Source organism: Bradyrhizobium sp. SZCCHNS30572 (genome assembly GCF_032484415.1).
Taxonomy (GTDB): domain Bacteria; phylum Pseudomonadota; class Alphaproteobacteria; order Rhizobiales; family Xanthobacteraceae; genus Bradyrhizobium.
This window is the reverse complement of record NZ_JAUESY010000009.1, coordinates 269,003-293,862: the sequence shown is the minus strand read 5'-3', so window position 1 is coordinate 293,862 and position 24,860 is coordinate 269,003. Positions and strand designations below refer to the sequence as shown.

At 65.8% G+C, this 24,860-nt stretch carries 30 protein-coding genes; 18 read left to right on the top strand and 12 right to left on the bottom strand.

Features of this window, described 5'->3' with window-relative positions:
* Positions 1 to 103 precede the first annotated feature (103 nt).
* Positions 104 to 502, top strand: a complete 399-nt coding sequence (locus tag QX048_RS26465) for a PaaI family thioesterase (RefSeq protein ID WP_315712326.1) — start codon at positions 104 to 106, stop codon at positions 500 to 502.
* Between the two features lie 128 nt (positions 503 to 630).
* Positions 631 to 1,287: an N-acetyltransferase family protein gene (locus QX048_RS26460; protein ID WP_409977870.1), complete on the top strand. Its 657-nt coding sequence runs from the start codon at positions 631 to 633 to the stop codon at positions 1,285 to 1,287.
* Positions 1,288 to 1,385: 98 nt separating this feature from the next.
* Here the strand turns inward: QX048_RS26460 and QX048_RS26455 are convergent, their stop codons facing one another.
* From QX048_RS26455 to QX048_RS26445, 3 genes are all read right to left on the bottom strand, one after another.
* Complete coding sequence (locus QX048_RS26455; RefSeq protein WP_172109527.1) at positions 1,386 to 1,691, bottom strand: hypothetical protein; 306 nt, start codon at positions 1,689 to 1,691, stop codon at positions 1,386 to 1,388.
* A 77-nt stretch (positions 1,692 to 1,768) separates the two neighbouring features.
* Entirely contained in the window at positions 1,769 to 2,467 is a 699-nt protein-coding gene (locus QX048_RS26450; RefSeq protein WP_315826817.1) for a DUF2161 domain-containing phosphodiesterase, read from the bottom strand.
* A gap of 95 nt (positions 2,468 to 2,562) precedes the next feature.
* Positions 2,563 to 3,243 carry an SDR family oxidoreductase gene (locus QX048_RS26445; protein WP_315749997.1) on the bottom strand — a complete coding sequence of 227 codons (681 nt, stop codon included), beginning with the start codon at positions 3,241 to 3,243 and terminating at the stop codon, positions 2,563 to 2,565.
* Between the two features lie 131 nt (positions 3,244 to 3,374).
* Between QX048_RS26445 and QX048_RS26440 the strand changes: the two genes are divergently transcribed.
* Positions 3,375 to 4,073: an SGNH/GDSL hydrolase family protein gene (locus QX048_RS26440; RefSeq protein ID WP_315826818.1), complete on the top strand. Its 699-nt coding sequence runs from the start codon at positions 3,375 to 3,377 to the stop codon at positions 4,071 to 4,073.
* A gap of 91 nt (positions 4,074 to 4,164) precedes the next feature.
* A complete protein-coding gene (locus QX048_RS26435) occupies positions 4,165 to 4,383 on the top strand; it encodes a hypothetical protein (RefSeq protein WP_012044361.1) in 219 nt (72 codons plus the stop codon).
* A 29-nt stretch (positions 4,384 to 4,412) separates the two neighbouring features.
* Here QX048_RS26435 and QX048_RS26430 read toward each other — a convergent pair whose 3' ends face one another.
* A complete protein-coding gene (locus QX048_RS26430) occupies positions 4,413 to 5,156 on the bottom strand; it encodes a tyrosine-protein phosphatase (RefSeq protein ID WP_315749999.1) in 744 nt (247 codons plus the stop codon).
* A 259-nt stretch (positions 5,157 to 5,415) separates the two neighbouring features.
* Positions 5,416 to 5,610: a DUF2735 domain-containing protein gene (locus QX048_RS26425; protein ID WP_315826819.1), complete on the bottom strand. Its 195-nt coding sequence runs from the start codon at positions 5,608 to 5,610 to the stop codon at positions 5,416 to 5,418.
* 543 nt (positions 5,611 to 6,153) lie between these two features.
* Here QX048_RS26425 and QX048_RS26420 point away from each other — a divergent pair.
* From QX048_RS26420 to QX048_RS26410, 3 genes are all read left to right on the top strand, one after another.
* Complete coding sequence (locus tag QX048_RS26420) at positions 6,154 to 7,188, top strand: glutamine synthetase beta-grasp domain-containing protein (protein ID WP_315712320.1); 1,035 nt, start codon at positions 6,154 to 6,156, stop codon at positions 7,186 to 7,188.
* Between the two features lie 188 nt (positions 7,189 to 7,376).
* Positions 7,377 to 7,835, top strand: a complete 459-nt coding sequence (locus QX048_RS26415; protein WP_315751751.1) for a hypothetical protein — start codon at positions 7,377 to 7,379, stop codon at positions 7,833 to 7,835.
* Between the two features lie 104 nt (positions 7,836 to 7,939).
* Complete coding sequence (locus QX048_RS26410) at positions 7,940 to 9,562, top strand: ABC-F family ATP-binding cassette domain-containing protein (RefSeq protein WP_315826820.1); 1,623 nt, start codon at positions 7,940 to 7,942, stop codon at positions 9,560 to 9,562.
* 58 nt (positions 9,563 to 9,620) lie between these two features.
* Here QX048_RS26410 and QX048_RS26405 read toward each other — a convergent pair whose 3' ends face one another.
* The 3 genes from QX048_RS26405 to QX048_RS26395 form a co-directional block, all read right to left on the bottom strand.
* Positions 9,621 to 10,616 (bottom strand): DUF3592 domain-containing protein, encoded by a 996-nt coding sequence (locus QX048_RS26405; RefSeq protein WP_315826821.1) that lies wholly within the window; start codon positions 10,614 to 10,616, stop codon positions 9,621 to 9,623.
* Positions 10,617 to 11,034: 418 nt separating this feature from the next.
* Positions 11,035 to 11,280, bottom strand: a complete 246-nt coding sequence (locus QX048_RS26400) for a hypothetical protein (protein WP_315712314.1) — start codon at positions 11,278 to 11,280, stop codon at positions 11,035 to 11,037.
* 168 nt (positions 11,281 to 11,448) lie between these two features.
* Positions 11,449 to 11,883: a DUF1810 domain-containing protein gene (locus QX048_RS26395; protein ID WP_315751747.1), complete on the bottom strand. Its 435-nt coding sequence runs from the start codon at positions 11,881 to 11,883 to the stop codon at positions 11,449 to 11,451.
* Positions 11,884 to 12,110: 227 nt separating this feature from the next.
* Between QX048_RS26395 and QX048_RS26390 the strand changes: the two genes are divergently transcribed.
* A complete protein-coding gene (locus tag QX048_RS26390) occupies positions 12,111 to 13,154 on the top strand; it encodes a DUF2778 domain-containing protein (protein ID WP_315712643.1) in 1,044 nt (347 codons plus the stop codon).
* Between the two features lie 66 nt (positions 13,155 to 13,220).
* Complete coding sequence (locus QX048_RS26385; protein ID WP_315712312.1) at positions 13,221 to 13,478, top strand: hypothetical protein; 258 nt, start codon at positions 13,221 to 13,223, stop codon at positions 13,476 to 13,478.
* A 1,396-nt stretch (positions 13,479 to 14,874) separates the two neighbouring features.
* Here QX048_RS26385 and QX048_RS26380 read toward each other — a convergent pair.
* Positions 14,875 to 15,333: a hypothetical protein gene (locus QX048_RS26380; protein ID WP_315826822.1), complete on the bottom strand. Its 459-nt coding sequence runs from the start codon at positions 15,331 to 15,333 to the stop codon at positions 14,875 to 14,877.
* Positions 15,334 to 15,696: 363 nt separating this feature from the next.
* On the opposite strand from QX048_RS26380, the gene QX048_RS26375 reads away from it, so the two are divergent.
* Positions 15,697 to 15,933 (top strand): hypothetical protein, encoded by a 237-nt coding sequence (locus QX048_RS26375; protein ID WP_315712310.1) that lies wholly within the window; start codon positions 15,697 to 15,699, stop codon positions 15,931 to 15,933.
* 128 nt (positions 15,934 to 16,061) lie between these two features.
* Positions 16,062 to 16,652 carry an NAD(P)H-dependent oxidoreductase gene (locus QX048_RS26370; protein ID WP_315826823.1) on the top strand — a complete coding sequence of 197 codons (591 nt, stop codon included), beginning with the start codon at positions 16,062 to 16,064 and terminating at the stop codon, positions 16,650 to 16,652.
* Positions 16,653 to 16,721: 69 nt separating this feature from the next.
* On the opposite strand, the gene QX048_RS26365 is transcribed toward QX048_RS26370, so the two are convergent.
* A complete protein-coding gene (locus QX048_RS26365; RefSeq protein ID WP_315712308.1) occupies positions 16,722 to 16,970 on the bottom strand; it encodes a hypothetical protein in 249 nt (82 codons plus the stop codon).
* 376 nt (positions 16,971 to 17,346) lie between these two features.
* On the opposite strand from QX048_RS26365, the gene QX048_RS26360 reads away from it, so the two are divergent.
* The 4 genes from QX048_RS26360 (at position 17,347) to QX048_RS26345 (ending at position 21,906) form a co-directional block, all read left to right on the top strand.
* A complete protein-coding gene (locus tag QX048_RS26360; RefSeq protein WP_315712307.1) occupies positions 17,347 to 18,234 on the top strand; it encodes a LysR substrate-binding domain-containing protein in 888 nt (295 codons plus the stop codon).
* 120 nt (positions 18,235 to 18,354) lie between these two features.
* A complete protein-coding gene (gene gabT / locus QX048_RS26355; protein ID WP_315826824.1) occupies positions 18,355 to 19,644 on the top strand; it encodes a 4-aminobutyrate--2-oxoglutarate transaminase in 1,290 nt (429 codons plus the stop codon).
* A 40-nt stretch (positions 19,645 to 19,684) separates the two neighbouring features.
* On the top strand, positions 19,685 to 20,983 hold the full coding sequence (locus QX048_RS26350) for an ArgE/DapE family deacylase (protein WP_315826825.1): 1,299 nt from the start codon (positions 19,685 to 19,687) through the stop codon (positions 20,981 to 20,983).
* A complete protein-coding gene (locus tag QX048_RS26345; RefSeq protein WP_315826940.1) occupies positions 20,980 to 21,906 on the top strand; it encodes a glyoxylate/hydroxypyruvate reductase A in 927 nt (308 codons plus the stop codon). The genes QX048_RS26350 and QX048_RS26345 overlap by 4 nt, the downstream gene beginning before the upstream one ends.
* A gap of 13 nt (positions 21,907 to 21,919) precedes the next feature.
* Here the strand turns inward: QX048_RS26345 and QX048_RS26340 are convergent, their stop codons facing one another.
* Together QX048_RS26340 and QX048_RS26335 are read right to left on the bottom strand one after the other, a co-directional pair.
* Positions 21,920 to 22,303 (bottom strand): hypothetical protein, encoded by a 384-nt coding sequence (locus QX048_RS26340; RefSeq protein WP_315826826.1) that lies wholly within the window; start codon positions 22,301 to 22,303, stop codon positions 21,920 to 21,922.
* Positions 22,304 to 22,448: 145 nt separating this feature from the next.
* Entirely contained in the window at positions 22,449 to 22,682 is a 234-nt protein-coding gene (locus tag QX048_RS26335) for a DUF6894 family protein (protein ID WP_315712301.1), read from the bottom strand.
* A 207-nt stretch (positions 22,683 to 22,889) separates the two neighbouring features.
* Here QX048_RS26335 and QX048_RS26330 point away from each other — a divergent pair, with 207 nt between their 5' ends.
* From QX048_RS26330 to QX048_RS26320, 3 genes are all read left to right on the top strand, one after another.
* Positions 22,890 to 23,072: a hypothetical protein gene (locus QX048_RS26330; protein ID WP_315712640.1), complete on the top strand. Its 183-nt coding sequence runs from the start codon at positions 22,890 to 22,892 to the stop codon at positions 23,070 to 23,072.
* A 222-nt stretch (positions 23,073 to 23,294) separates the two neighbouring features.
* On the top strand, positions 23,295 to 24,179 hold the full coding sequence (locus QX048_RS26325; protein WP_315712299.1) for a hypothetical protein: 885 nt from the start codon (positions 23,295 to 23,297) through the stop codon (positions 24,177 to 24,179).
* Positions 24,180 to 24,226: 47 nt separating this feature from the next.
* Positions 24,227 to 24,550: a cytochrome C gene (locus QX048_RS26320; protein ID WP_316200761.1), complete on the top strand. Its 324-nt coding sequence runs from the start codon at positions 24,227 to 24,229 to the stop codon at positions 24,548 to 24,550.
* The last annotated feature ends 310 nt before the right edge of the window (positions 24,551 to 24,860 follow it).

The following is a 24,860-nucleotide window of genomic DNA, read 5'->3' as shown; positions in this document are numbered from 1 at the left end:
GCAATGACCTCTCAGGTCATTGCTTCGGGTTCGAAGCCCGGCGCATCCAGATGCGGCGCTGACCCGCGAAGACGGGTCGTCCGATCAACGGGGGAGGGAAGGCATGACGCCACTCGACAAGATCAATGCGATGAAGATGCCGTTCGCGGAATTGAAGGGTGTGACCTTCACCGAGGCCAGCGCCGATCGCGTCGTGGCGCAAATGCAGGTGCGGCCGGATCTCTGCACTCTGCATCACACCATCCATGGCGGCGCCGTCATGGCGCTGGCGGATTCGGTCGGCGCGGCCGCAACCGTGATCAACCTGCCGCAGGACGCCAAGGGCACCACGACGATCGAGAGCAAGACCAACTTCATCGGCGGCGCCAAGGAGGGGACGGTGGTGACGGCAACCGCCACGCCCGTGCATCGCGGCCGCCGCACCCAGGTGTGGCAAACCCGGATCGAGACCGACGACGGCAGGCTGGTCGCACTCGTGACCCAGACTCAGCTCGTGCTGTGATGATTCGTACACAAACGAATCGTTAACTCACGCGATCCTTGCATGGCCGCATGTTCTCTCCGTAGAGCGCGGGGCTTGCAATGAATGTTGCGATGCACAATATAGCTCCTGTCTAGGGAAAGACGTCTGTGTGCGAGGGCTCTCGAGAGGAGTCTCAGGCAGTGTCACAGGTAGATACTTTTCGTCCCCGGCCGGGCTTCGGCTATGTGCGGACCCTCAGCCAGCACGAAGAACTGCCGTTGCTGCGCGATCATCTGTTGCGGCTCGATGCGGAAAGCCGGCACGATCGATTCAACGGCTTCCTCGATGACAGTTTCATCGAACGCTATGCGGCCCGCTGTGCGGCCGATGGCACAATCGTCGTCGCCTACATGGAAAATGGCATGGTGCGCGGCGCCGCCGAGTTGCATCCGCCGGAGCAGTCCGAGGACGGGCTTCCGGAGATTGCGTTCAGCGTGGAGGCTTGCGTGCGTCGCCGCGGGGTCGGCAGCCTGCTGTTCCAGCGCGTGATCTCGGAGGCGCGCTGGAAGGGCTATCGCAAGCTCCGCGTCACGACGGGATCGCAGAACCATGCGATGCGGGCGCTGGCGGCCAAATTCGGCGCGCATCTGGCGTTCCGTCATGGCGAATCGACCGGCACGATCGATCTGACCGAGCAGCCCCAGGATGAGCTGGCGAAGCTCGTGATCGATGCGCCGATCGCGGCAGCGCGCGCGTTCTTCACCCTCAACCGGGCCTGCTGGAAGCTCGTGACCCGGATGTACGGCGACAAGCGCGCCGCCTGAGCCGAGCCGTTTGCTGCGACGACAAAGGCGCGACAGCGATCACCGCTGCCGCGCCTTTTCGTTTGACTGCATTACCGATGCGCCCCGGAGGGCGGCGTTCAGGTGCCGGTGCGCTTGTCGAAATTGAAGCGGCGCACGGTGCGGCGTTCGACCACGACGGCACGCTGCTGCGTGCCCTGGTCGGCCGTGATGACGCGCGTGTTGGTGCGCGCGGCAACGCGGACTGCCTTCTTCACCTCGGGAAGCACCTGCTCGAGCGGCAGACCCATCAGCGCCGACGCGATCTCGGCCTGAGCCTGCACATCGTCGGTGATGCCTGACGCAGCGAAGATCGCTTCTTCCAGTGTCGGGGGATCACGCCTGACGCGACGCGGACCGTACTTGGTGTTCCAATCTTCGCTCATGGGGGCCTCGTGAATCGTCCGGGATACCTAGAAGCAGGATTGTTGCATTGCAATATATATTCCGCGGGGCAGCCCAGCTATGCGTTCACCATGTCGCGATTGGGCAACGCTGCCTGCGTCATGTGGATATCCTGGGGCCAGCGGCGCAAGGCCGCCAGCCCGGCTTTCGTGAGGACGTAGACGCCGCGCTCGGCGCGGTCGAACCAACCATAGACGTTACGCTGCAAGATCTTCGGCGCATCCGGAATGTCCGTTCGGAGGTCGCGGACGCGTTTCGGCCCGCCCGACAGCGCCGAGGCGCAGGCCAGCGCCTGCTGCCGATAGGCCGTCATGATGGGAGCACGGGTCGAGCCGCCAGCGACGGGGTCGCCCTTGCGCCGCTGATGCTCGATCACGAGACGCGAACGTTTCTTGGGGTTCTTGCGCGGCGCCGTAGTGGGCGGCTGCACCAGCACTTCGATGTCTCCGGCTGAGGTCACGGCCAGCATGCCGAAGCCGAGCCGGCGGCACAGATTGCGGTAGCGGGAGTCGCTTTCGCGGCCCTTGCCGCGTGCCGACAGGTTCGCCGCAACCCACACCTCGTCACAGGCACCGGCCCGATCGACTGCCTGCAGCAGCAGTTCCAGGTTGAAGACCTGCTTCAGCTCGCAGACGACGACCACCGGCGGGTCGTCGCCCTTGAGCGCCACCACGTCGCAACCGCCGATTTCCCCTTTGACCGAGAAGCCGAGGTTTTCGAGGAAGCGTTTGACGGGAAGGTAGAGCGCGGTTTCCAAGGGGCCGTCCGATGTGTGCGACTCAGAGCGCGCACGAGTCTAGCCCGCCGAGTCCGGTGATGTCAGCGCCAAGTCGGAGTGAACGGCTGGCTTCGCTACACCCGGCCGACAACCGGTAGCAGCGCGCCGGTCACGCCGCTCGCGGCGTCGCTGGCTAGAAACAGAATAACCTCCGCGAGTTCCTGCGGCGTCACCCATTTGTCGAAATCGGCCTTGGGCATGCTGGCGCGGTTGGCCGGCGTATCGATCGTCGACGGCAGGACGGCGTTGACGGTGATCTTGCCCTTCCATTCGGCCGCGAGTGCTTCCGTCAGGCGATGCACTCCCGACTTGGACGCCGCATACGGGCCCATGCCGGCACTGGCCTGGAGCGCGCCCATGGCGCCGATGTTGACGATGCGGCCCGTGCTGGAGCGGACGAGATGCGGAATCGCCGCGCGCGATGCGTGCAGCGCGGTCATCAGGTTTCGCGCATGCATCGTCTCCCAGACGGAATCGTCGCCGTCGGCAGTCGTCTCGAACGCGAACGCGCCGGCGATGTTGATCAGCGCATCCAGAGTGCCGAAGTGGGCGGCGACGGAGTCGATCGCGACCTTTGCCTGCTCGGGGTCGGAGAGATCGACGCCTCCGAGCTCGATGCGGTCGTCACTCGCCGGGATTTCGGCCTGGGCATGATCGATCCCGGCCACATGCGCGCCCCGTGCGAGCGCGAGATCGGCCACGCTGCGTCCGAGCGCCCCTTGCGCACCCGTAATGACAATCACTGCTCCGTTCATTCCGTCCCTGGTCTCCGTTGACGCGCCCCACAGCGCCGCTTGTTATACTATGGCCCTGCCGATGAGTTGCAATGGCCGGGCGGCCGGGGCATGCAATTGCAATCAGAAAGCGTGGTTCGTCAGAGGTGACCATGACCGCGACAGGCTCTCTCGAATTTCCCGACGTTTCCACCGGTTTTCCTCGTCCGATCAGACGGTTCAGGCAGAGTCTGGATGCGCAGCGCAAGACCCGGATCGTGGCGCTTGGCTCATCTTCCACCGCCGGCACCAACGGAATTGTCGCTTTTCCGGCCCGGATCGAGCAGTCGCTGCGCAAGACCAATTTCGGCTGCCTGATCGACGTCCTCAATCGGGGTGTGGGCGGACAGGAATCCCCGGAGGAGCTCTCGCGTTTCGAATGCGACGTGATTGCGGAGCAGCCCTCGCTCGTCATCTGGCAGGTCGGCACCAACGCCGCCTACAGGCCCGAGGTCTACAGTCCCGATGACGTCGAGGCGGCGCTGCGCGTCGGCCTTCGATGGCTGGCGGGGCTGGCCATCGATGCCATCGTGATGGACCTGCAATATACGGCTGCCATCGTGACGGTGCCCAGCAGGCTGGCGCGTGCCGAGGACATTCAGCGTCGCATCGAGAAGGTCACGTCTGCGGCCGACGTCAATGTCTTCAGGCGCTGGAATCTGATGAAGAGCTGGCATGAGGCCGGCCAGATTCCGTTGTCGGCGCTCGACGACGGGCACGGCGACCGCTTGCATGTGAGCGAAGCCGCCACCGCGAAGATCAGCGACGTTTTGGCCAGCGCCATCATGACGGCGCCGGTCGCGCTGGCCTGATCGATAAAATTAGCCGGACTTTCGTAAGTGGATTGCCAGCGCGGCCCGCTAGCCTGTCGCTATGCCGCTTGAGGGGCGTTGGAGCTTTGACATGATGAGACATCTGCCGGACCATGGTTTGCCGCTGGTACAGCTGAAGGAGCAGCGGCGGGATCTGGTGGTCGCCTTGCAGAACCGTGCAGGTCCGGTGACCGGCTGGGAATTGATGCAGATCGCGGCGGTTCAACAGGCGATTTCCGCATTCGAGGAGGTGATTGCCGATCTCGACGCGATGGAAGCCGCCGAGACAGCCGATATCGAAGCGGCCTGATCGCTCAAGCGTATTCGGGCCGCCCAGGCTCACAGCGTGAGATAGCGCTCCTGTAGCGTCTTCCGTGCCGCGCCGTCGATGCCGAGACCGTCGCGCAGGTAGGTGTCGACGTCGCCGAAATCATCACGCATGGCGTCGAACGCAGCTGCCAGGAACGAGGCCTGGACTGTCCCGATCGTCTGGACGACATCAGCGGGAAGATCCGGGTGAGCTGCAGTCTCGCGACGATAGAGCTGGTTCGTGAGCAGGTAATCTTCCAAGATGGCGTCATCCGGAACCTCGAGCGCGTGCAAGACCAGCGCGCAGGCCACACCGGTGCGATCCTTGCCGGCCGTGCAATGGATCACCAACGGGGCGTCCTCATTGAGAACATGCTGGAATAGCGCGCGGAAGCGCGGCGTGTAGCTGCGGACGTAGTTGCGGTAGGACTCGCGCATCAGCTCCAAGGCATGGTCGGTTGTGAGCTGTCCTCGTGTCGCCAGAGCCCGCAGCGCCGGCACCACGCTCGGCTCGATCGGCACGGAATGCACGGTGATCTCGGCGATGGTGCAGAGACCGGCAGCGCGCTCGTTGCGACCGCGGAAATCGAACGCCGTCCGAACGCCAAGCTCCCGCAGGACCGCGACGTCGGGCTCGGTCAGCTGTCCGAGATGGTTCGACCGAAACAGCTGCCGCCATCGCACGTGCCGGCCGTCCCTGCTGGGATATCCGCCGAGATCTCTGAAATTGCTGGCACCGTGAAGGCCGAGATGGCGGAGCGGATGGGCAGACATCAACCCATTCTAGGGGATGCGGGCTTCGATGTGAAACGCCGTTTCATCGACGCGACGCGTATGCGTAGCCTTCGACAGGATAGGGAAGACCATGAGACGGGTCACGACGGCGGCCTGTTTGACCCCGGCACGTCGAGCCCGCGGGCGGCCGTCAGCAGCAGCGAGAGACATGCAGACAGCGGCGCAAGAAAAAAGGGCCGGAACCTTGTCGGTCCGACCCTTCAGCAAAGGCGTGCTGGCGTCACGGTACAGTCTGACATCAGCGGTCCCACACCGGCTTGGCTTCCTGGATCGCCTCGTCATGATACCAGCTCGCGCTGTAGATCGTCGGCTGGATCGACGGCGCGATCGGCCGCTCAGGCGACGATCCGGACTGGCGAGGTGCAAGACCCGCTCGCCCTCCGCGCGGAAATTGGTAGATCGTTGCGGATCCCTCGTCCACATTGGTGCCCATTCCTCATTCTCCTTCCGTCGGCCACACATCAGGTTGCGCCCGACTCGTTCCGTTGTGGTTACCAGCGTCGATATCAGTGCTGCCCGGAGGGAATGCAACATGATCAAAACGAAATCACATGTTGCGCGTTTTGCAGGCATTTATGCATGTGCTCCCCCAGCAGCAATGTTCATCTGACCAACACTTGGGCTGGACCAAAGGTTGCGGACAGAGCTCCAACTCTTTTCGAAAATGTCCCGGAACTGCTGACGGCTTGTTCGGCCTCTCTTGCGCGTCGCCGCAAATGCCAAGGAATCAAGCGGGTTTTCGACAAGCTCTCCGCTCCGCCATGCGCTCCGTGCAATCCCGGTCGCGCTGCTTTGCCGCACCCCTGACGTGCAAAACCGGCCGGCAGCTCGGCCCCGATCGGTCTTCGTCCATGCGACGGGACGTCGCGGGACTTGGCACATTCCATGCTTAAGAGTGCGCTGGCCGATCGTGGCCGGGTAAGCGGGGAGCCTTCGATTGCTGGGCTCCCACCTTTCGATAAGACAGAGAGGCTCAATGACGAAATACAAGCTCGAGTACATCTGGCTCGACGGCTACAAGCCGGTGCCGAATTTGCGCGGCAAGACACAGATCAAGGAATTTTCCTCTTTTCCGACCCTGGAACAGCTGCCTCTTTGGGGCTTCGACGGCTCGTCGACGATGCAGGCCGAAGGCCATAGCTCCGACTGCGTGTTGAAGCCGGTCGCCGTGTATCCCGACGCCGCCCGCACCAACGGTGTGCTGGTGATGTGCGAAGTGATGATGCCGGACGGCAAGACCCCGCATCCGTCGAACGCCCGCGCCACCATCCTGGACGATCCAGACGCGTGGTTCGGCTTCGAGCAGGAGTACTTCTTCTACAAGGACGGCCGTCCGCTCGGCTTCCCGGAATACGGCTATCCGGCGCCGCAGGGCCCGTACTACACGGGCGTCGGCTTCAAGAACGTCGGCGACGTCGCCCGCAAGATCGTCGAAGAGCATCTCGACCTCTGCCTCGCGGCCGGCATCAACCACGAAGGCATCAACGCCGAGGTGGCGAAGGGCCAGTGGGAATTCCAGGTGTTCGGCAAGGGCTCGCGCACGGCTGCTGACCAGATGTGGATGGCCCGCTACCTGATGCTGCGCCTGACCGAAAAGTACGGCATCGACATCGAGTTCCACTGCAAGCCGCTCGGCGACACCGACTGGAACGGCTCGGGCATGCACTGCAACTTCTCGACCAAGTACATGCGCGAAGTCGGCGGCAAGGAGTATTTCGAGAAGCTGATGGACGCCTTCAAGGAAGCTCGCGCCGACCACATCGCGGTGTACGGTCCGGACAACCACATGCGCCTGACCGGCAAGCACGAGACCGCCTCGATCGACACCTTCAGCTGGGGTGTGGCCGACCGCGGCGCCTCGATTCGCGTGCCGCATTCCTTCGTGAACAACGCCTATAAGGGCTATCTGGAGGACCGCCGTCCGAACTCCCAGGGCGACCCCTACCAGATCGCGTCTCAGGTCCTGAAGACGATCGCGATGGTTCCGACCGGCGCGAAAGCCGCAGCCTAAGACGCCGACCACAATACCCCGGGGCCGGGGGCTGATATGATGATCCGCCGGAGCAGCCGCTTCGGCGGATCATTCGTTTGGCGGGCTCGAACGATCGGAGGCGGCCATGGCCTTGATCAATCGCAAGTCCGGTTTCGATCGCAGCGGTATGTCTTTCCGTAGCGGTTCGTTTGGAAGCGGGGCATGGAATGAGCTATCGCAAGTGGGTTTCAGGCGTTCTGATCGCCTGTTCGGCCATCTCCCTGGCTGCAGGGCAGTCGCAGTCCAGTGCAGAACAATATCTGCCGCGGCTCGGCGACATCATGAATCTGATTCAGGTCAGACACGCGAAGCTCTGGTTCGCGGGACAGTCCAAGAATTGGGATCTCGCGTCCTATGAGCTCGCCCAGTTGAGGCAGAGCCTGACTGACGCCGCGGTCTTCTATTCGGGCCTGCCGGTGAACAATGTCACCACGCTCGGCCAGCCGATCCAGTCGATCTCGGACGCCATCGCCGCCAAGGATGGCAAGCGTTTCGCTTCCGCCGTGACCGAGCTGACGTCGGGATGCAACGCCTGCCACGCGACCATGGATCGGGGCTACGTCGCGATCCGCATCCCGACCGACAAACCGTTCGGCAACCAGGATTTTCGGCCTCCAGGCCGCTGACCGGCGCGGGGCGGACGGTGCGGGGAGGGCGCCCAAATTGCGCCTTCCACCGGCGCCGCGCATCGACTAAGAGCGGCGGCAACCTGTCCACCGCCTGAGCCCTCATGATCCGCCTCGATAACGTCAGCAAGCAAGTCGGCCACCAGATTCTCTTCATCGAAGCCTCCGCCGCGCTCCAGCGCGGCGAAAAGATCGGCTTGGTCGGCCCCAACGGGGCCGGCAAGACGACGCTGTTCCGGATGATCTCAGGCCGCGAGCAGCCCGACGAGGGGCAGGTCTCGATCGATCGCGGCGTCTCGATCGGTTATTTCAACCAGGATGTCGGTGAGATGTCCGGCCGCAGCGCGGTGGCGGAGGTGATGGACGGCGCCGGGCCGGTGTCGTCGGTCGCCGCCGAGCTCAAGGAGCTCGAGGCCGCCATGGCCGATCCGGACCGCGCCGACGAGATGGACGACATCATCGCGCGCTATGGCGAGGTGCTGGCGCGGTTCGAGGAGCTCGACGGCTACGCGCTCGACAGCCGCGCCCGCGAGGCGCTGGCCGGCCTCGGCTTCTCCGAGGAGATGATGGACAAGGACGTCGGCCTGTTGTCCGGCGGCTGGAAGATGCGCGTCGCGCTGGCGCGCATCCTCCTGATGCGTCCCGACGTGATGCTGCTCGACGAGCCGTCCAACCATCTCGATCTCGAGAGCCTGATCTGGCTGGAGCATTTCCTCAAGGGCTATGAGGGCGCGCTGCTGATGACCTCGCACGACCGCGAATTCATCAACCGCATCATCAACAAGGTGATCGAGATCGACGCCGGCCAGCTCACGACCTATTCCGGCGACTACGATTTCTATGAGCAGCAGCGGGCGTTGAACGAGAAGCAGCAGCAGGCGCAATATGAGCGCCAGCAGGCGATGCTCGCCAAGGAGATCAAGTTCATCGAGCGTTTCAAGGCGCGGGCCTCGCACGCGGCGCAGGTGCAGAGCCGGGTCAAGAAGCTCGACAAGATCGAGCGGGTCGAGCCGCCGAAGCGGCGCCAGACCGTCGCGTTCGACTTTCTGCCGGCGCCGCGCTCGGGCGAGGATGTGGTAGCGCTGAAGAACGTGTCCAAGAGCTACGGCAGCCGCCGCATCTACGACGGGCTGGACTTCATGATCCGGCGCCGCGAGCGCTGGTGCGTGATGGGGGTCAATGGCGCTGGCAAGTCGACCCTGTTGAAGCTCGTCGCCGGTAGCGCGGAGCCCGATGACGGTTCGGTGACGATCGGCGGCAGCGTCAAGATGGGCTACTTCGCGCAGCATGCGATGGACCTGCTGGACGGCGATGAGACCGTGTTCGAGTCGCTCGAGCATTCGTTCCCGCAAGCCGGTCAAGGCTCGTTGCGGGCCCTGGCGGGCTGCTTCGGCTTCTCCGGCGACGACGTCGAGAAAAGATGCCGGGTGCTGTCGGGGGGCGAGAAGGCGCGGCTGGTGATGGCGAAGATGCTCTACGATCCGCCGAACTTCCTGGTGCTGGACGAGCCGACCAACCATCTGGACATGGCGACCAAGGAGATGCTGATCGCGGCCCTGTCGAGCTTCGAGGGCACCATGCTGTTCGTCTCGCACGACCGTCATTTCCTCGCCGCGCTCTCCAACCGCGTGCTCGAGCTGACCCCTGACGGTCTCCATCAGTATGGCGGCGGCTATACCGAGTATGTCGCCCGCAGCGGCCACGAAGCGCCGGGCCTGCGCAGCTGACGACGCGGCCATACTCGTCGTTCGTGCTTTGCTTGCGCTTTGTTCGCATCATCCCCGGCTAGCTCATCTGGACGTGGGTGAAGACGAACAGGAACAGCGCGCCGATCGCGATCAGGAAGATTCCGACCCAGAGCGGCGCCGCGACGCCGCTCTTGTTTGTGGGATCGAGCACGGCCGTCTCGGGTTGTCGCGGATCGTAGTAGACGGTGACGTCGGTGTTGACCGGGTATTTGGCGGCGACGGCTTCAGCGCTCGACCTGTCGGAATGCAGCGCGGTCCAGCCCCAGTTCCAATGCGTGCTGTGGAAAGAGCGACCATCCACCGTGTAGCTGTATTCGATCGTGACCCGGAAGCGCTCCTCTTCCGTTTCTCGTCCGCGATCGTCCTCACGTCGTGTGATCTCCATCGTCACGCCGGAGCGCGTGATGCGTCCCGGCGTAGTCGGCCAGGAGCGGCTCGCCAGGCGCTCCTGCCGCAGCTTCCAGTAGGAGGCGAGTGCGACGGCTCCGAAGCCGAACAGGGCGAACGGCATCAGGAAGGCGAACAGCGGCACGCCAGCCTCGGTCGTGAGCACCTTGCCGGCGAGCGAATGCGCCACCAAAACGGCGGTCACGGCCGACAGCACGACGAACAGCGCCACAAGCGCCGCCGTGCCGCTGGCATTGGTAGGCTCGAGCACCGATTGCGAGGGGCGTTTCGGATCGTAAAAAACGCGGACCTTCGCGCCTTGCGGATATTTGCCGGTGAGCTCGTCGGCTTGCAGGCGCGTGACGCGGCTCGGGCTGCCGAAACGGATGCGGCGACCTTCGTAGCTCTTGCCCGACACCTCGTAGCGGTAGCGGATGTCAGGCTTGGCATCGGTGTCATCTGCCGACCGATGCGTCGCTGCGACAGACACCGCCGAGGCCACGATCTCCCCCTCGACGACCGGCCAGGCGCGGCCGCCGCTGGTCTTCTTGCGCTGAAGCCAGAGTCCGTAGCCGGAATTGAGGGCGAGAAAGCCGAAGATGCCGGCGGCGACACGGGTCCAGAGCAGGGCGGATGCGGTGAGCATGTTGATCTCGCATGGGCCCGCCAGGGCGGGCGACATGCAGTGGTGTCCTGCGGGTTTCCCTCGGTTCAACCGTGTGCCGGCCCTCCTCAGCTCTCCACCATCTCGCCCATCGAGTTCTTCGACGGTCCGCAGGGCCCGCTGAGCGATTACGTCCACGTTGAAGCCAATCCGGCCTACGCCCTGCATGCGGGCATCCCGAACGTGATCGGGAAGAAAGTCCGCGAGATGGTGCCGGCCGAGGGCTGGGTCGAGCTCTATGGCGGCGTGCTGCGCCCTGCTGACCAAGCCGTTCGACATCGAGGCGCTCGCCGCCCGCGTCGTCGCTTGCCGATACGCTTCGCGCTGATGGAGCCCGCTGGCATGGCCTTGCCCCGCCAAGCATCATGGCGGGGCGCCAGTGTCGTCAGCCGCCAGCGCGTCAGCCGCCGGCCTCGCACTTCTTCATGAAGCTGGTCTTGGCCGCGCCGGCGAGCTTCTTGCCGTCGGAGCCGACCGCCTTGGTTTCGCAGGTCTCGGCCATGCACTTCTTCATGAACGAGGTCTTGGCGGCGCCGGCCAGCGCCTTGCCGTCCTTGCCCACGGCCTTGGTCTCACAGCTGTCTTGGGCGAAGGCAGATCCGGCGGCGAAGGTCGCGAGCGCGGCAATCAGGAAAAACTTCTTCATGAGTGTGTCTCCTTGGGACAAACAACGCGGCGGATGGGACCCGCAAATCTTGGCGCGATCAAGTTTCCTTTTCGGGCTTGGCACCCGAAATCCGGCCGCAGGGCAGAGTTGGTTCATTACCGTGTCAGCCCTATGAGGCCGAGATGCGCATCTGCGGTAACCGTGTGCTCATGCGGTGCTGTGCTGCAGAAACGCGAGCGTCGCCGGGTCGCGCGCACCGTCGCAATAGCGATCGAGCGCCTGCGCGAAGATCCCGTTCGGGCTGATCGAATCGAACAGCGTCATGCATGAGCGGAATTTGGCATCGTCCGGAACACCCAGAATGTCGCGCAGCGACTTGCCCTGCACCGCGAGCACCAGTCGGGTGCATTCGACGAGCCGCGGGCCGAGCAGGGGATGCGCCAGATAGGCCTCGGCCTCGGCGCGGGAGCGGATCGCGTAGCGCTGCGCCATGGCGGACCTGCCGAGCCCCTCGACCTGGGGAAAGATGAACCACATCCAGTGGCTTTGCTTGGCACCGGCCGCAAGTTCGGCGGTCACGCGCGAATAAATCGAATCCTGTGCGTCGGCAAATCGGCCGAGATCATCCCATTCGGCGTTCATACATTCCTCCAACCGGCTGATTCATCGATATAATCGGCTTTCTGGGACGGCCGCGGCGCAGCCCGTGCGAGGCTTGGGCGTCGGCTCACGCCGGATCACTCCGGGCTGGCGTTTGTCTAGATTATGCCGCACTCTTGCCATCCTATGTCATGACGGGTCGAATCGTACCCCTTGGGGTCGGTCACCTTTCCCGGGTGGTCCGAAAAGGGGGGTATATCGGGGACGTGATGGCTTCCAGTGAAGCAAGCGTAGACGTTCTGTTGTCGCAAGGCCGCTTCGGGCGCTCCGAAGCGATCGCACTCGTGCTTGCAGCACTTGCGGTCGCAGCGGGCGCGGCCGCATGGGTCGGAGCCAACAGCGATGAGACGTCGCTTGCGAGCGCGGCGATTCCGGCCGCCGCCGCGCCGTCCATGACCTTCGAAACACGTTTCGCGCCGGCCTCCGCCTCGGCCACGGCCTATTCGGAAAAAGACGCGGTTCGCGCGCTCGACCGTTTCGCCCTTCGCGGCGCGATCGACCGCCAATTGCTCGATGCCCGGGCCGCGCTGGTGAAGGGCATGGAAGCGCGTGATCCGGGCGCACGCGACCCCAGCAACAGCGATTGGCGGCCGATGTTGACGGAGGGAAATACCGTCACGATGCCTGCACCGGGCGTGCCGCTGCCGCGCCCGCGCCCGTCCGTCGCCAACCTGCCGACCAGCCTGGTTTCGGCCAGTGCGCCTGAAGCGGTCGGACGCGTCGACGATCGCTCCATCCTGCAGAAGCTGTCCGACCTGTTGCCGAGCCCGACCAAGTTCGCCTCGCTCGGTCCGGATAGCGGCATCGTCCGATCCGGGATCGATCTCGGTGCGCTCGGCTATGACAAGACCGCCGTGTACGACATCAAGGCCAAGATGGTGTATCTGCCGTCCGGCATCGGGCTCGAGGCCCATTCCGGCATGGGCAGCCTGCGCGACGACCCCGAGCACGTCAATCAGCGCATGGTTGGCGCGACCCCGCCCGCCACCTATGACCTGAAGCCGCGCGAAAAACCGTTTCATGGCGTTCGCGCCCTGCGCATGAACGTGGTGGAAGGATCGACGCTCGGCCGGAGCGGATTGCTGACCCACCCCTATATGCTGGGTCCGGAGGGTGATTCGAACGGCTGCGTCTCGATCAAGAATTACGATCGCTTCCTGAAGGCGTATGATGACGGCGAGTTCAACCGACTCGTTGTCGTCGTCGGGCTCGAGGCTGGCACCCCGACGCGGACCGCGCAAAAGACCGAGTGACGTTTTGTTGCTGGGCCTCGGCGCGACCTCGGCGGTGACGCCCGTCGCATCTTCCGGAAGGTCCCCATGATTGATCCCGCAAACTCGGAAACGCGTCTGCGTACTACCTTCAACATCAAGGTGAACGGCAAGCCGGTCGTGATTTCGACGGTCGGGCAGGCCCATCAGTTCCTCACCAGCCTCAACGCCGTCGAGTGGATGGAGTTCAAGTCGCTGCACGACCAGGCCATGGCCGCCCTGCAGGCCGCGGCCGACAACGCCATCATGACAGTGCAGGCCACCAACGCCGTGCGCACGCTGTTCGTGAGCGCGAAGCTGTTGTGAGACTGGATCATCCCCCAGGGCACCCGCGGCCTCTGGCTCGTGTTGATGCCTGCTTTACATTCGGTGTCATCGCCCGGCTTGCCGCGTCCGCTAAAGCTGCGGCGCGCCCTGGCGCTCGTTGCCGCGTCGAAGCCCATCGGGCGAAGACGGGACCGGGCGACCCAGTACGCCGCCGCAGTCGTGATTGATCGAGAGGCCGCGGCGTAGTGGATGTCCCGCCGGAGCCTGTCCTCGGGCTCGCCGAAGGCGAGACCCGGGGGCGGGGCATGACGGCGGTGGGTGGCGCCACGGTCTCTCAACATCGTCATGCCGGGGCGCGCGCATGCGCGAGCCCGGCATCCATAACCACGAGCGGGCGTGTCGGCCAGGTGTGTCGCTCCAGCGTGCTCCATCAGTTCTGCTGCGGCGTATGGATTCCAGGCTCGCGCTCCGCGCGCCCCGGAATGACACCGAGCGATTTGAAGCACCGTCCTGCGAAGTCCCATTCACGCACGCCCTCGCGTTCTCGCCGCGCTGATGCGCCCGAGTGATCCATCCGTCTTGCCCTCCGCACAGCAGAGGGCGCGGGGAATGCCGGGATGCTGGCCGCAACCCATGGCCCGCCTGCAGAAAAAAAGCAGGCGGCAGTCACCACAGGTTCAGCCGGGCAACCGGCATTCCCCGCGCGATGATCTTAACGGCTGCTTCGCGCGCTCCCCGGTGCGCCGGGCGTTCTGGTCACCGTGCACGACAACGCGCTTTGGGCGCGCCACCGTGGGGGCATCAGCGTCGGGATGCCAGGACCACGCGACTTGACCGTACGCGACGTCAGCGTTCGTCGGCGCAAAGATGCGCTGCGCTGCCATCGCGTCCACCGCTCCTCCCGCTCCACGTCCGTGACGACCGCGAACCGCCCCTCCTGCGAGCGGGAGATGGCGCGACAAAAGCACTGAATTAGATTTAGGAAAAGCAGAATATTTTTGGCGGCGGGACTGGACAGGCCAAATCAGCTTGATGGGCCTGCGGAAAATCGTTTCCGCGCGCACCGCCGTTGCTGCCGATTCAGGCCCTGGAGGTGACGCCGCGAGATGGAAATGCGCCTTGATTTGCCCGACGGGCAGATGGTCGCTTCGTTCCGATGATCGTTGTTCGACCGAGAGCCGCGGGGCGAACATGTTTGTTAGTCGCCCGGCGCACGCTGATCGCGCGAGGAAGCGACGACAGGCCGAAGCACGCTCGATCCGCGCCACGCGAAACGACCGGGGATGGTCTTCGCCTGCATGCCGCGGTGCACGCGCTGGGCCGTCCAACATCATTGCACGGGAATGGATCGGCGAGGCCCAGGCCGGGCTGCCGCTGGAGCTGTTCTACGAAGGCGGCGAGTGACTCTCGCTGATGCTGCGGCGCGGCCGCAGCGTCAGTCGGCCATCTCGGCGGCGTCGAGCGCGATCTCCTCGCGCTCGGCCTTCTCGGCCGTCGCAGCGTTGGCGGTCTCGGCCGTTTCGAAATCGTCCTCGGCGATCTCCTGGACAGGTGCCTCCTGGACCTCGGCCGTCTCGACCTGCTCGGCGGCGAGTTCGGCCGCCACGACGGCCTCCGGCCCGGCGTCGTCATTGGCCGGCGTCGCGAACAGGTTGGGGGCGGGAATGGTGGTGGGCACCACCGGCCGCTGCTTGGCCTTGTACCAGGACGAAAACTTCTGCGAGATGCCAGCTTCGAACTCGGCGAGCGGCATGCTGTTGCCGTCCTCGTCGGTGATGACGACCTGCCAGCCTTCCGCCTCCATCACCTGTGCGTTGGCGAGAACGATGAGGGCGCTTTCGCGCTGCTTGCGGATTGTCTGCTGCTCCCGCTCAGCCACCATCGTGTACGCCATGAACCTGACTCCCACACCTGAACTCGGGACACGTGATGGTCCGAAGCACCATCAGGACGCCGCCACTACGCCGTGAGAGTGTGAGCGCGGCTGGGCCGGATTGCGTTCGCCTAATGACAATTTGGCGGCGTCTCACGGGTTCCGACAGCGCAAAAGGAGTCGAAGATGCAACAGGCCGCAAAATTGTGGTGCAGGAACGAGAGCGCTTGTTGAAGGCGCGCCGCGACGTGTCATCATTTGATTCTGCGGCGGCAACTGCTTCGCGACATCAGCGAAAGCAGCGGGTGAACCGGACAAACAGCGGGCGAATTGGGGACGGCGATGCGAACTCATCTGTTCAGGATGCGGAATTGGAATGTGGCGATGGCAGGGCTTGCGCTGGCGATGGTCGCCAGCCCGCGCGCGGGCCATGCCTTCACGGAGGACGACCAGCGGCGGCTGTGCACGGGCGACGTGTTCCGGCTGTGCTCGTCGGAGATTCCCGATCGCGACCGCATCATTGCCTGCATGATGAAGCAGCGCGCCAGCCTCAGCGACGGCTGCCGCAGCGTGTTCGGCCGGCCATCCGAGCGCTCCGCTTCGGCCACGGTGACGCGCTGAGCCTGCCTCGTCTCGTTTCTGCAACCACGCGCCGCCGGTCCATCGATCTGCGGCGTGACCATAATGACCTCCATGACATGACGGCGTGGTAGTCTGGCGCGGATCGTCCGGCCAGGAGTTGACCCGCCATGAGCTTCCGCATCCTCGTCCTCTACGGCTCCTATCGCTCCGACCGGATGGGCATCCGGCTCGCGCAATTCGTCGTGGACGGGTTGCGCGCCAAGGACCAGGACGTCGAGCTGATCGACGCCAAGGCGGTCGGCCTGCCGATGCTCGACCGCATGTACAAGGAATATCCGCCCGGCCAGGCGCCAGCGGCCATGGCCGAGCTTGCGGCCAAGATCCGTGCCGCCGACGGCTTCGTGTTCGTCACTGGCGAATATAACTGGGGCATGCAGCCGGGACTGAAGAACCTCACCGACCACTTTCTCGAGGAATGGTTCTGGCGTCCGGCGGCGATCGCGAGCTATTCCGCCGGCCGGCTCTCCGGGGCCCGGGCCGCCACGGCGTGGCACGGCACGTTGTCGGAGATGGGCATGGTGGTGGTGTCGAGCACGCTTGCCGTCGGCCCGATCGGTCAGGCGCTGTCCGCCGACGGCAGGCCGACCGGCGATTCCGGCCAGTCGCTGGAACGCGCGTTTCCGCGTTTTGCCGACGATCTCTTGTGGTGGGTCGAGGCGGGCAGGGAGCAGCGGGCGCGCCGGGCGCCACCTTACTGAGCGCGGGCATCAGTGCAGGCCGGAGCGCAAGCGCTCCGGCTCTTGCGCCACGTCCGCGAACCAGATCCGCTAACGTTGTTCGGCGCTGCCGGTCCCGTTGGTGACCGCGCGCTGACGCGCCGGGGCGCTTGCGCCCTGGCCCTGACATGGCCGCTCCATCCAGGTTCCGTCGGGGGCCTGCTGGTAGGCGCGGCACGGCAGGGACGACGTGGTCTGATCATCCGGCTTGGGCGTCTGGGAGCTTTTCGCCAGTGCGGGGGCGGCCGTCGCGACGAGGGCTGCCAGCGAACCGACGTAGATCATTTGGCTGATCCGCATCTTGGGGGTTCTCCTGCTCGAAGCACTCTCGATTCAAAGTCGAATTGTGGAAACTTTTAGGCAAATGGCGCCTGCTGTGGCGGGAGGCTTAAGGATCGTTTGCGACGTGGCCTGCCTCGTTAAGACGTCCGCGGAGGTCCCGGCCGCGCGCGTGGCTTTCTCTGGGCTGGCGTTGCGCCAATGCTGACGCTAAGAGCGGCATGACGCGCGCAAGCGCCCTCGTGACCGCGATGCGGCGCTCCGCCCGGAACGCCTTGTGCGGACAACGGACGCCGCCATGGCAGCCGGCGCTCCGACATCAGCCGCGCGATCACGGATCGCGGCGGTTCCGCTTCAGGGCGGGAGGGAGATCGCGCAGGCTGAGAACTGTGCGAGCATGACGAGACCCCGATTGCCCTCCCTGATCGCGCTGCGTGCCTTCGAGGCCGTCGGCCGCAAGGGCAGCGTGCGCGCCGCCGGCGACGAGCTCGCGGTCAGCCACACCGTGGTCTCGCGCCATCTGCAAAATCTGCAGCGCAGTCTGGGCGTGGCGCTGGTGCGGGCGGAGGGGCGGGGCCTCGCGCTGACCGAGGCCGGACGTCAGTTTCATGCCGAGGTCAGCCAGGCCTTCGACATCATCGCCCGCGCGACAATCTCGGTGCGGCCCGTGGCGCGTCCGACCCTGAACATCTGGTGCATTCCGGGCCTCGCCAATCGCCGCCTGCTGGCGCGGCTGCCCGAGCTGAGCGGCCCGCCGCGCAACTGGGACATCAATCTGCAGCCGACGCTGGCGCACCCCGATTTGCAGCGCGGCGAAGCGGATGCGGAGATCGTCTATGCCGAAGCGGTCGACCGGAGCGGCGGCCTGGTCGCTGAGGAGCTGGTGCGCCCACGCGTATTCCCGGTCGCAAGCCCGGCCTATCTGGCAAGGTTTCCGGCGATCGCGACACTCCCGGGCCTCGCCAGGGCCTCGCTGATCCACGAGGAATCCACCGCGCAATGGGAGCAATGGTTCGAGCTGGCGGGGTATCGGGAGCCGGTCACGTTGCGCGGTCAGCGGCTGTGGCACGCGCATCTCGCCATCGAAGCGGCCCGCTTCGGCCAGGGCGTCGCGCTCGCCAACGAGGTGTTGGTCGCCGATGATCTGCGCAGCGGTGCGCTGGTCGAGGTGATCCCCTCGGCACTCCACATGGGAGCCTATCAGCTCGTCGCGCTTCGGGAGCGCTGGGACGAGCCCGCGATCGTCGCGCTGCGGGCTTGGCTGAAGAATGTGCTCGCCGCGTAGCTGCGCGCTCGTCCCGCTGGGTCCGGTGCATTGCAGGCACCTGTCGTCGGGAACAAGCTGATTGATCGCGACGGCTCTCGGCGTAGCCTGCGGCTCGATTTTCCCACGAGGAGTTGAGCCATGGTTGCGAATTCGGCTGCGAACGAAGACCTGCTGGCGCGACGACACGAGGCCGTCGTCCGGGGCGTGAGCTATGCGACGCCGTTGTTTGCTGACCGCGCCCTCAACAGCGAGGTGTGGGACGTCGAGGGTAAGCGCTATGTCGACTTTGCCGGCGGCATCGCGGTGCTTAACACCGGCCACTGCCATCCGCATGTCGTTGCCGCGATCCGGGCGCAGCTCGACCGCTTCACCCACACCTGCTTCCAGGTGCTGCAATACGAGCCGTATGTGCGGCTGAGCGAGCGGCTCAACGCGCTGGCGCCGATTTCGGGGCCGGCCAAGTCGATCCTGCTGACGACCGGCGCGGAGGCGACCGAGAACGCCATCAAGATCGCGCGCGCGGCCACGGGGCGCAGCGGCATCATCGCCTTCACCGGCGCGTTCCACGGCCGCACCGCGCTCGCCAATGCGATGACCGGCAAGGTGATGCCGTACAAGAAGCATTTCGGGCCGCCGCTGCCAGGCGTCTGGCATGCGCCGTTCCCGATCGCCGGCAGCAGCGTGACGGTCGAGGACACGCTGTCCTACATCAACTTCATCTTCAAGGCCGACATCGACGCCTCGCAGGTCGCGGCCATCATCATCGAGCCGGTGCAGGGCGAGGGCGGTTTCCACCAGGCGCCGCCGGAGCTGATGCGCGGCCTGCGCCGGATCTGCGACAGCAATGGCATCGTGCTGATCGCAGATGAGGTGCAGACCGGCTTCGGCCGCACCGGCAAGATGTTCGCAATGGAGCACTACGATGTGCAGCCGGACCTGATCTGCGTCGCCAAGAGTCTCGCCGGCGGCATGCCGCTGTCCGGCGTGATCGGACGTGCCGCGATCATGGACGCCGCGGAGCCGGGCGGCCTCGGCGGCACCTATGGCGGCAATCCGCTGGCCTGCGCGGCGGCGCTCGCCGTGCTCGACGTGTTCGAGCAGGAGAAGCTGCTCGACCGCGCCAATGCGATCGGCGAGCGGCTGCGCGCGGCGATCGAGCGCTTCTCGCGCGCCAACAACCTGGTTCCGGTTTCCGGGCCGCGCGGTCCTGGCGCGATGGTTGCTTTCGATATCCTGAAGCAGCGCGGCAGCGACGAGCCGGATTCCGAAATGACCAAGCGCGTGACCCGCGTGGCGCACGAGAATGGCCTGATCCTGTTGTCCTGCGGTGTCACCGCGAGCACCATTCGCATCCTGGTGCCGCTGACCGCCTCGGACGAGATCGTGGACGAAGGGCTCGCGATCCTGGAGAAGTGCCTGGCCGCCTGACGCGCGGCCGAGATGAACGGGAAGGCTGGAGGTTTGAAACGTGACTGACGCTGCGGCGGCTGTGCCGAATGACGTGATGGAGCGGCTCGCCGCCGCTGTCGATGCCAACTTCGCCAGGCAGGTCGCCTTCCTGCAGCAGCTCGTGCAGTTCCGCAGCCTGCGTGGCGAGGAGGCGCCGGTGCAGGACTGGCTGGCTCGCGAGTTCGCGGCCCGCGGCTATCAGGTCGACCGCTTCAGCCTCGAGGACGTCGACCTGATGCGCCATCCCAAGGCGGCGCCGATGGACAGCATCGCGCTCGACGGCTCGCAGCAGGTGGTGGCGACGCTCGACGGTGCGGGCAAGGGCCGCAGCCTGATCCTGCAGGGCCACATCGACGTCGTGCCGGAAGGGCCGACCGATCTCTGGAACGATCCGCCCTATGAGGGGATCGTGCGCGACGGCTGGATGATCGGCCGCGGCGCGCAGGACATGAAGGCCGGCGTCTCCGCGATGATCTTCGCGCTCGACGCGATCAAGGCCGCCGGCTTCGTGCCGGACGGACGCATTCACCTGGAGACCGTGACCGAGGAGGAGAGCACCGGCAACGGTGCGCTCTCGACCTTGATGCGCGGCTACACGGCGGATGCCTGCCTGATCCCGGAGCCGACCGGCCACACGCTGACCCGCGCGCAGGTCGGCGCGATCTGGTTCCGGCTGCGCGTCCGCGGCACGCCGGTACACGTTGCCTATGCCGAGACCGGCACCAATGCGATCCTCTCGGCGATGCACCTGATCCGCGCCTTCCAGGAGCACACCCAAGAGATCAACGTACGCGCCAAGTCGAACGCATGGTTCGCGTCGGTGAAGGACCCGATCAAGTTCAACGTCGGCATCATCAAGGGCGGCGATTGGGCGAGCTCGACGCCGGCGTGGTGCGATCTCGATTGCCGGCTGGGCGTGCTGCCGGGCGAGACGCCGGCGCAGGCCATGGCCGGCATCGAGCAGTGTCTCGCGAAGGCACAGGCCGCAGACAGCTTCCTGTCGGAGAATCCGGTCGAGCTGGTGTGGAGCGGCTTCCAGGCCGATCCTGCGGTGTGCGAGCCCGGCAGCGCCGCCGAGGCGGCGCTGGCCGAGGTACATGCACGGGTATTCGAGAAGCCGCTCGACGTGCGGCTCTCTACGGCGGTCAACGACACCCGCTACTATCAGGTCGACTATGGCATCCCGGCGCTGTGCTACGGGCCCTATGGCATCGGTCCGCACGCGTTCGACGAGCGTGTCGATCTCGACAGCGTGCGCAAGACCACGCTGTCGATCGCGATGTTCGTCGCGCAATGGTGCGGACTGCGGCCGGCATGATCACGGTCGCGCTCCTCAGCCGTCCCGGACTGATGGATCCGATGCAGGCGCTGCTCGCGCGCGAGCTGCCGGGCGTGACCGTCGCGTCATGGCCGGAGTCGGCGGCACGCGACGCCGACCTTGCCGTGTGCTGGAAGCCGGAGCTCGGCGCGCTGGCGGCGATGCCGAAGCTGAAGCTGATCCATTCGATCGCAGCGGGCGTCGACAACATCCTGTCCGATCCGACCGTGCCGGATGTGCCGCTGTGCCGGATCGTCGATCCCGATATCTCCGCGGCCATGACCGAGTTCGTGCTGTGGGGGACGCTGTATTTCCACCGCGATTTCGATCGCGTCGTCAGCAATGCGCGCAACGGCGTGTGGCGGCGTTACGAGCAGCGCGCCGCGAAGGACCGCCGGGTCGGCATTCTCGGTCTCGGCGAGCTCGGCTCCGCGGCCGCGATCCGTCTCGTCGATCTGGGCTTCGCGGTGAGCGCGTGGTCGCGCTCGCCCAAGGCGCTCGCCGGTGTGCGGACCTATGGCGGCGCCGATGCGCTCGACGCCTTCCTCGGCGAGACGGAGATCCTGATCTGCTTGCTGCCGCTGACGGCCTCGACCGCGGGCCTGCTCGATGCCGGGCGCCTGGGCCGGCTGCCCAAGGGGGCCGCGCTGATCCTGTGCAGCCGCGGCGAGCACCTGGTGACGGAGGATATGGTCGCGCTGCTCCGCAGCGGCCATCTGCGCGGCGCCGTGCTCGACGTCTTCGCGCATGAGCCGTTGCCCGCGGACGATGCGCTGTGGCGCGAGCCGGGCGTGCTGGTGACGCCGCACATGGCGGCGATCGCCTCCTGGGAGGTGATCGCGCAGCAGGTCGCGGAAAATGCGCGGCGGTTGCTGCGCGGAGAGACGTTGCGGAACGTCGTCGATCGCGCCCGCGGCTACTGATTTACCAGCGTGTCTACTCGAGTGTCTGTACCGGCGGCGCGACCGGGCCGCGCGGCGCCGGCGGAGCGACAGCGACGGTCCGTGCAGGCGGGGGTGCGCTGCGCGGCGCGACCTGCGGCTGCTGCTGAGACTCGGTCATCGCAGCCTGGCTGTCCCTGACCGGACGCCGGACCTGCTGCGACCGGGCTGCACGCGAGCGGCGGAAGCCCCAGGAGCGCGCGATCGAAGGACCTGCGGTATAGCCGACGACGGCGCCGGCAACGGCCCCGACCGGTCCAAATACGACGGCGCCCGACAAGGCGCCCAGTGCGGCATCGCCGCCGCGGTGCTCGTCGGCCATCGCCGCCGATGCCGTCAATGTCAGCGCCAAGGCCGCGGCCGTCAGCAGTCTGGTCATGAGATGTCCCCTCCGTCGCAACAGCGCCGAAATGGCGGACAAATGTGGCGAGAAGAATGCGAGGAGCGGAACTTGTAAGGAAGCCGGTAACCCTAATGCGGACACAATGTCTCAGCGCCGGGGAGGGCGCAGTGCGCAGCTCCGTTCAATGCATCGGGCCGAGCACCGACGTGAATGGCATGGCGATGATTTCCTCGCCGAGATCGTCGGAAATGTGCAGCACCCAGTCGCGCCAATCCTCCTCGCTCTCGGACGAGATCAGCGACTGCATGACGCGCTCGGCGTGATCACAGGCCTCGGCGAGATCGATGACCGCGGTTCCACGCCGATCGACGAGGAACTCATCGGGATTGGAGCAGTGGAAGAAGACCTGCGTCATGTCCGTCTCCTCAATCGCCCTCCGGCGAATCTCAGTCAGAAGTAACAGCGTGGCGGCGCGCGCGAAATCGGATTGATCACGTAAGGTAAATTACGGGGCGCAGTCTGGGCCGGTGGAACCGGACGTGCAGTGATCCAGCTCACGGAACGCATCGGCGCAGAGGAAGTTGTCGCGAACCATTCGATCCGGCGACAGGAGCTCGACATGATGTCTGAAGTCCAGATCCACGCGATCGCCCGGCAGATGCTCGAGATGCACGGCGCCTCGGCCGTCGCGCAGGCTGCGCAGAAGGCGCAGCAATGCGAAGCCAGTGGCGAGGCCGAGGAGGCCCGCGAATGGCGCCACATCGCGGACGCCATGAGGATGATGCGCGGTCCGCATCAGAGCTGACATCGGATTCCATTTTACCGAATATCGCCGCGCGGTCCGTCGGATCGACCGACTCTGCTCCGCATCCGGCGGCGGTGGATACGTTCGGTCAAGGGGAACGTGTGCCGCATCTCATCCTGGTTTCCGACCCATTTTCCACGCAAGAATCGGGCAACATGATTCGGCAGTGGATTCGCCGCTGACCAACGTTGCCGGCGCGCCCGCCGTCCAGGGATTATTGCCATGGTCTTCTTCAAGCGTGAGCTGAGCCCCGTCGAGATCTTCGAGCGTGCGCTGAAGGACAAGCAGGCCGCGCGGCAGCGGCTGACGGACCGTCTCCGCGTGGCCGAGGCGGCGCTGGACGAGAAGCGCGTCGTCGCGGAGCGGCTTGCCAAAGCCGGCGCCAGCAACGGGCAGCTCGATCGTGCCGAATCCAAGATGCAGGCCGTCGAGCAGAAGGCCAAGGCGCTGCGCGCATCCGTCGCCGAGTGCGACGAGCAGATCATCCTGGCGGAGCGCGCCTTCGCCGACGCGGTGGCGCAGCGCGACCGCGACCGCGCCGCCAACGACATCGAGGCCGTCGCCACCGCCATCGAGCAGGCGGTTCCTCGCTTCGAAATCGGTGCGGCGGCGCTCGTCGATGCGGTCACGCGCGGCCGCGCGGCGCTGAGCGAGGCCAGCCGTTTCGCGTCCGATGTCGACGACATCCGCCGCGAGGTGCTCTCCGCCGCGGAGCTGATCTGCTGGGAGCTGCGCGCCGCCGCAAGCCGCACGCGGGCCGGCAACATCAACGTGGCCCTGCTGGCGCCGCCCGAGACGCGGCAACTGCCGGCGCCCGAGACCGACCGTCAGATGATCTATACGCTGAGCCCGCTGACCTGGCGCGAGGGCGAGGAGGTGAAGCGCGTCGCCGCGTTCACCATGACGGCGCTGCCCAAGGCCCTGCTGCCGCTGGCGCTGGCGCATCAGCACGTCGACTATCTCAACGCGCGCCGGGTCCAGACGCTGATGCACGTCCATGGCGGCGGACAGCAGCAGAGCGAGCCGATGCCCGACGATCCGGCGCTGGTCGATCTCGATGCGCTGGGTGCGCAGGCCGAGGAAAGCCCGCAGGCTGATGTCGCCTGAGCGCGTCCACGCGCGCCGGAGCGCGGCTGAAGCTCGTTGGATCGGCCGTGCTGCTGCTGATTGTCATCAGCGCTGCACGGGCGGAAAATCTCGATGCCGGCAAATCCGGTGCGCGGCTGTTTGCGGACAGCTGCGCCACCTGTCATCGCTCGGCACGTGGGCTCGCCAAGGGGCGCTTTCGCCTGACGCTCTATCTGTTCCTGCAGAAGCACTACACCAGCAGCGACGACGCCGCGTCGGCCTTGAGCACCTATCTGCAGTCGGTCGATGCGCCGGCAGCCGCGCCGGCCCGCCGTCCCCCTTCGCGGCGCCCGGCCCATCGTGGTGAGACACGACCGCCGCGGCCGCCGCTGCCGGTGCGGGGACGTTAGCGATCGCGCTGCACGTCGCGCTCCGCCTCTCTCGTCACGTGAGGTGAACGGGCCGCGGCGATCGAATTTGAGCTGCTCAGGTGCAGCCGCTCGGCCCGCAGTTTTCCGGTGTGTGCCCGTCCGGGTGTGGCCGATATCCTCGACCTGGGCTATGCTCGTCGGCCAAGGTGCTCGACGCCCCCGGGAGGCCGATCTCGCGCGTGTCCGTGCGAAGCTGGCCGTCCCGAGCCGGATCATCGTGACGTCTCAGTCGTGCCACGAGCCGCGTTATCGTGATTGTGTTTTCGGGCGTTATGTCTTTTGACGTTGT

What these genes read in the sequence shown, in the direction of transcription:
- QX048_RS26465 (WP_315712326.1), top strand. Translation starts at nt 104, where the DNA reads ATGACGCCACTCGACAAGATCAATGCGATGAAGATGCCGTTCGCGGAA.
- QX048_RS26455 (WP_172109527.1), bottom strand. Translation starts at nt 1,691, where the DNA reads ATGAGCGAAGATTGGAACACCAAGTACGGTCCGCGTCGCGTCAGGCGT.
- QX048_RS26445 (WP_315749997.1), bottom strand. Translation starts at nt 3,243, where the DNA reads ATGAACGGAGCAGTGATTGTCATTACGGGTGCGCAAGGGGCGCTCGGA.
- QX048_RS26440 (WP_315826818.1), top strand. Translation starts at nt 3,375, where the DNA reads ATGACCGCGACAGGCTCTCTCGAATTTCCCGACGTTTCCACCGGTTTT.
- QX048_RS26435 (WP_012044361.1), top strand. Translation starts at nt 4,165, where the DNA reads ATGATGAGACATCTGCCGGACCATGGTTTGCCGCTGGTACAGCTGAAG.
- QX048_RS26430 (WP_315749999.1), bottom strand. Translation starts at nt 5,156, where the DNA reads ATGTCTGCCCATCCGCTCCGCCATCTCGGCCTTCACGGTGCCAGCAAT.
- QX048_RS26425 (WP_315826819.1), bottom strand. Translation starts at nt 5,610, where the DNA reads ATGGGCACCAATGTGGACGAGGGATCCGCAACGATCTACCAATTTCCG.
- QX048_RS26420 (WP_315712320.1), top strand. Translation starts at nt 6,154, where the DNA reads ATGACGAAATACAAGCTCGAGTACATCTGGCTCGACGGCTACAAGCCG.
- QX048_RS26415 (WP_315751751.1), top strand. Translation starts at nt 7,377, where the DNA reads ATGAGCTATCGCAAGTGGGTTTCAGGCGTTCTGATCGCCTGTTCGGCC.
- QX048_RS26410 (WP_315826820.1), top strand. Translation starts at nt 7,940, where the DNA reads ATGATCCGCCTCGATAACGTCAGCAAGCAAGTCGGCCACCAGATTCTC.
- QX048_RS26405 (WP_315826821.1), bottom strand. Translation starts at nt 10,616, where the DNA reads ATGCTCACCGCATCCGCCCTGCTCTGGACCCGTGTCGCCGCCGGCATC.
- QX048_RS26400 (WP_315712314.1), bottom strand. Translation starts at nt 11,280, where the DNA reads ATGAAGAAGTTTTTCCTGATTGCCGCGCTCGCGACCTTCGCCGCCGGA.
- QX048_RS26395 (WP_315751747.1), bottom strand. Translation starts at nt 11,883, where the DNA reads ATGAACGCCGAATGGGATGATCTCGGCCGATTTGCCGACGCACAGGAT.
- QX048_RS26390 (WP_315712643.1), top strand. Translation starts at nt 12,111, where the DNA reads ATGGCTTCCAGTGAAGCAAGCGTAGACGTTCTGTTGTCGCAAGGCCGC.
- QX048_RS26385 (WP_315712312.1), top strand. Translation starts at nt 13,221, where the DNA reads ATGATTGATCCCGCAAACTCGGAAACGCGTCTGCGTACTACCTTCAAC.
- QX048_RS26380 (WP_315826822.1), bottom strand. Translation starts at nt 15,333, where the DNA reads ATGGCGTACACGATGGTGGCTGAGCGGGAGCAGCAGACAATCCGCAAG.
- QX048_RS26375 (WP_315712310.1), top strand. Translation starts at nt 15,697, where the DNA reads ATGGCAGGGCTTGCGCTGGCGATGGTCGCCAGCCCGCGCGCGGGCCAT.
- QX048_RS26370 (WP_315826823.1), top strand. Translation starts at nt 16,062, where the DNA reads ATGAGCTTCCGCATCCTCGTCCTCTACGGCTCCTATCGCTCCGACCGG.
- QX048_RS26365 (WP_315712308.1), bottom strand. Translation starts at nt 16,970, where the DNA reads ATGCGGATCAGCCAAATGATCTACGTCGGTTCGCTGGCAGCCCTCGTC.
- QX048_RS26360 (WP_315712307.1), top strand. Translation starts at nt 17,347, where the DNA reads ATGACGAGACCCCGATTGCCCTCCCTGATCGCGCTGCGTGCCTTCGAG.
- gabT (WP_315826824.1), top strand. Translation starts at nt 18,355, where the DNA reads ATGGTTGCGAATTCGGCTGCGAACGAAGACCTGCTGGCGCGACGACAC.
- QX048_RS26345 (WP_315826940.1), top strand. Translation starts at nt 20,980, where the DNA reads ATGATCACGGTCGCGCTCCTCAGCCGTCCCGGACTGATGGATCCGATG.
- QX048_RS26340 (WP_315826826.1), bottom strand. Translation starts at nt 22,303, where the DNA reads ATGACCAGACTGCTGACGGCCGCGGCCTTGGCGCTGACATTGACGGCA.
- QX048_RS26335 (WP_315712301.1), bottom strand. Translation starts at nt 22,682, where the DNA reads ATGACGCAGGTCTTCTTCCACTGCTCCAATCCCGATGAGTTCCTCGTC.
- QX048_RS26330 (WP_315712640.1), top strand. Translation starts at nt 22,890, where the DNA reads ATGTCTGAAGTCCAGATCCACGCGATCGCCCGGCAGATGCTCGAGATG.
- QX048_RS26325 (WP_315712299.1), top strand. Translation starts at nt 23,295, where the DNA reads ATGGTCTTCTTCAAGCGTGAGCTGAGCCCCGTCGAGATCTTCGAGCGT.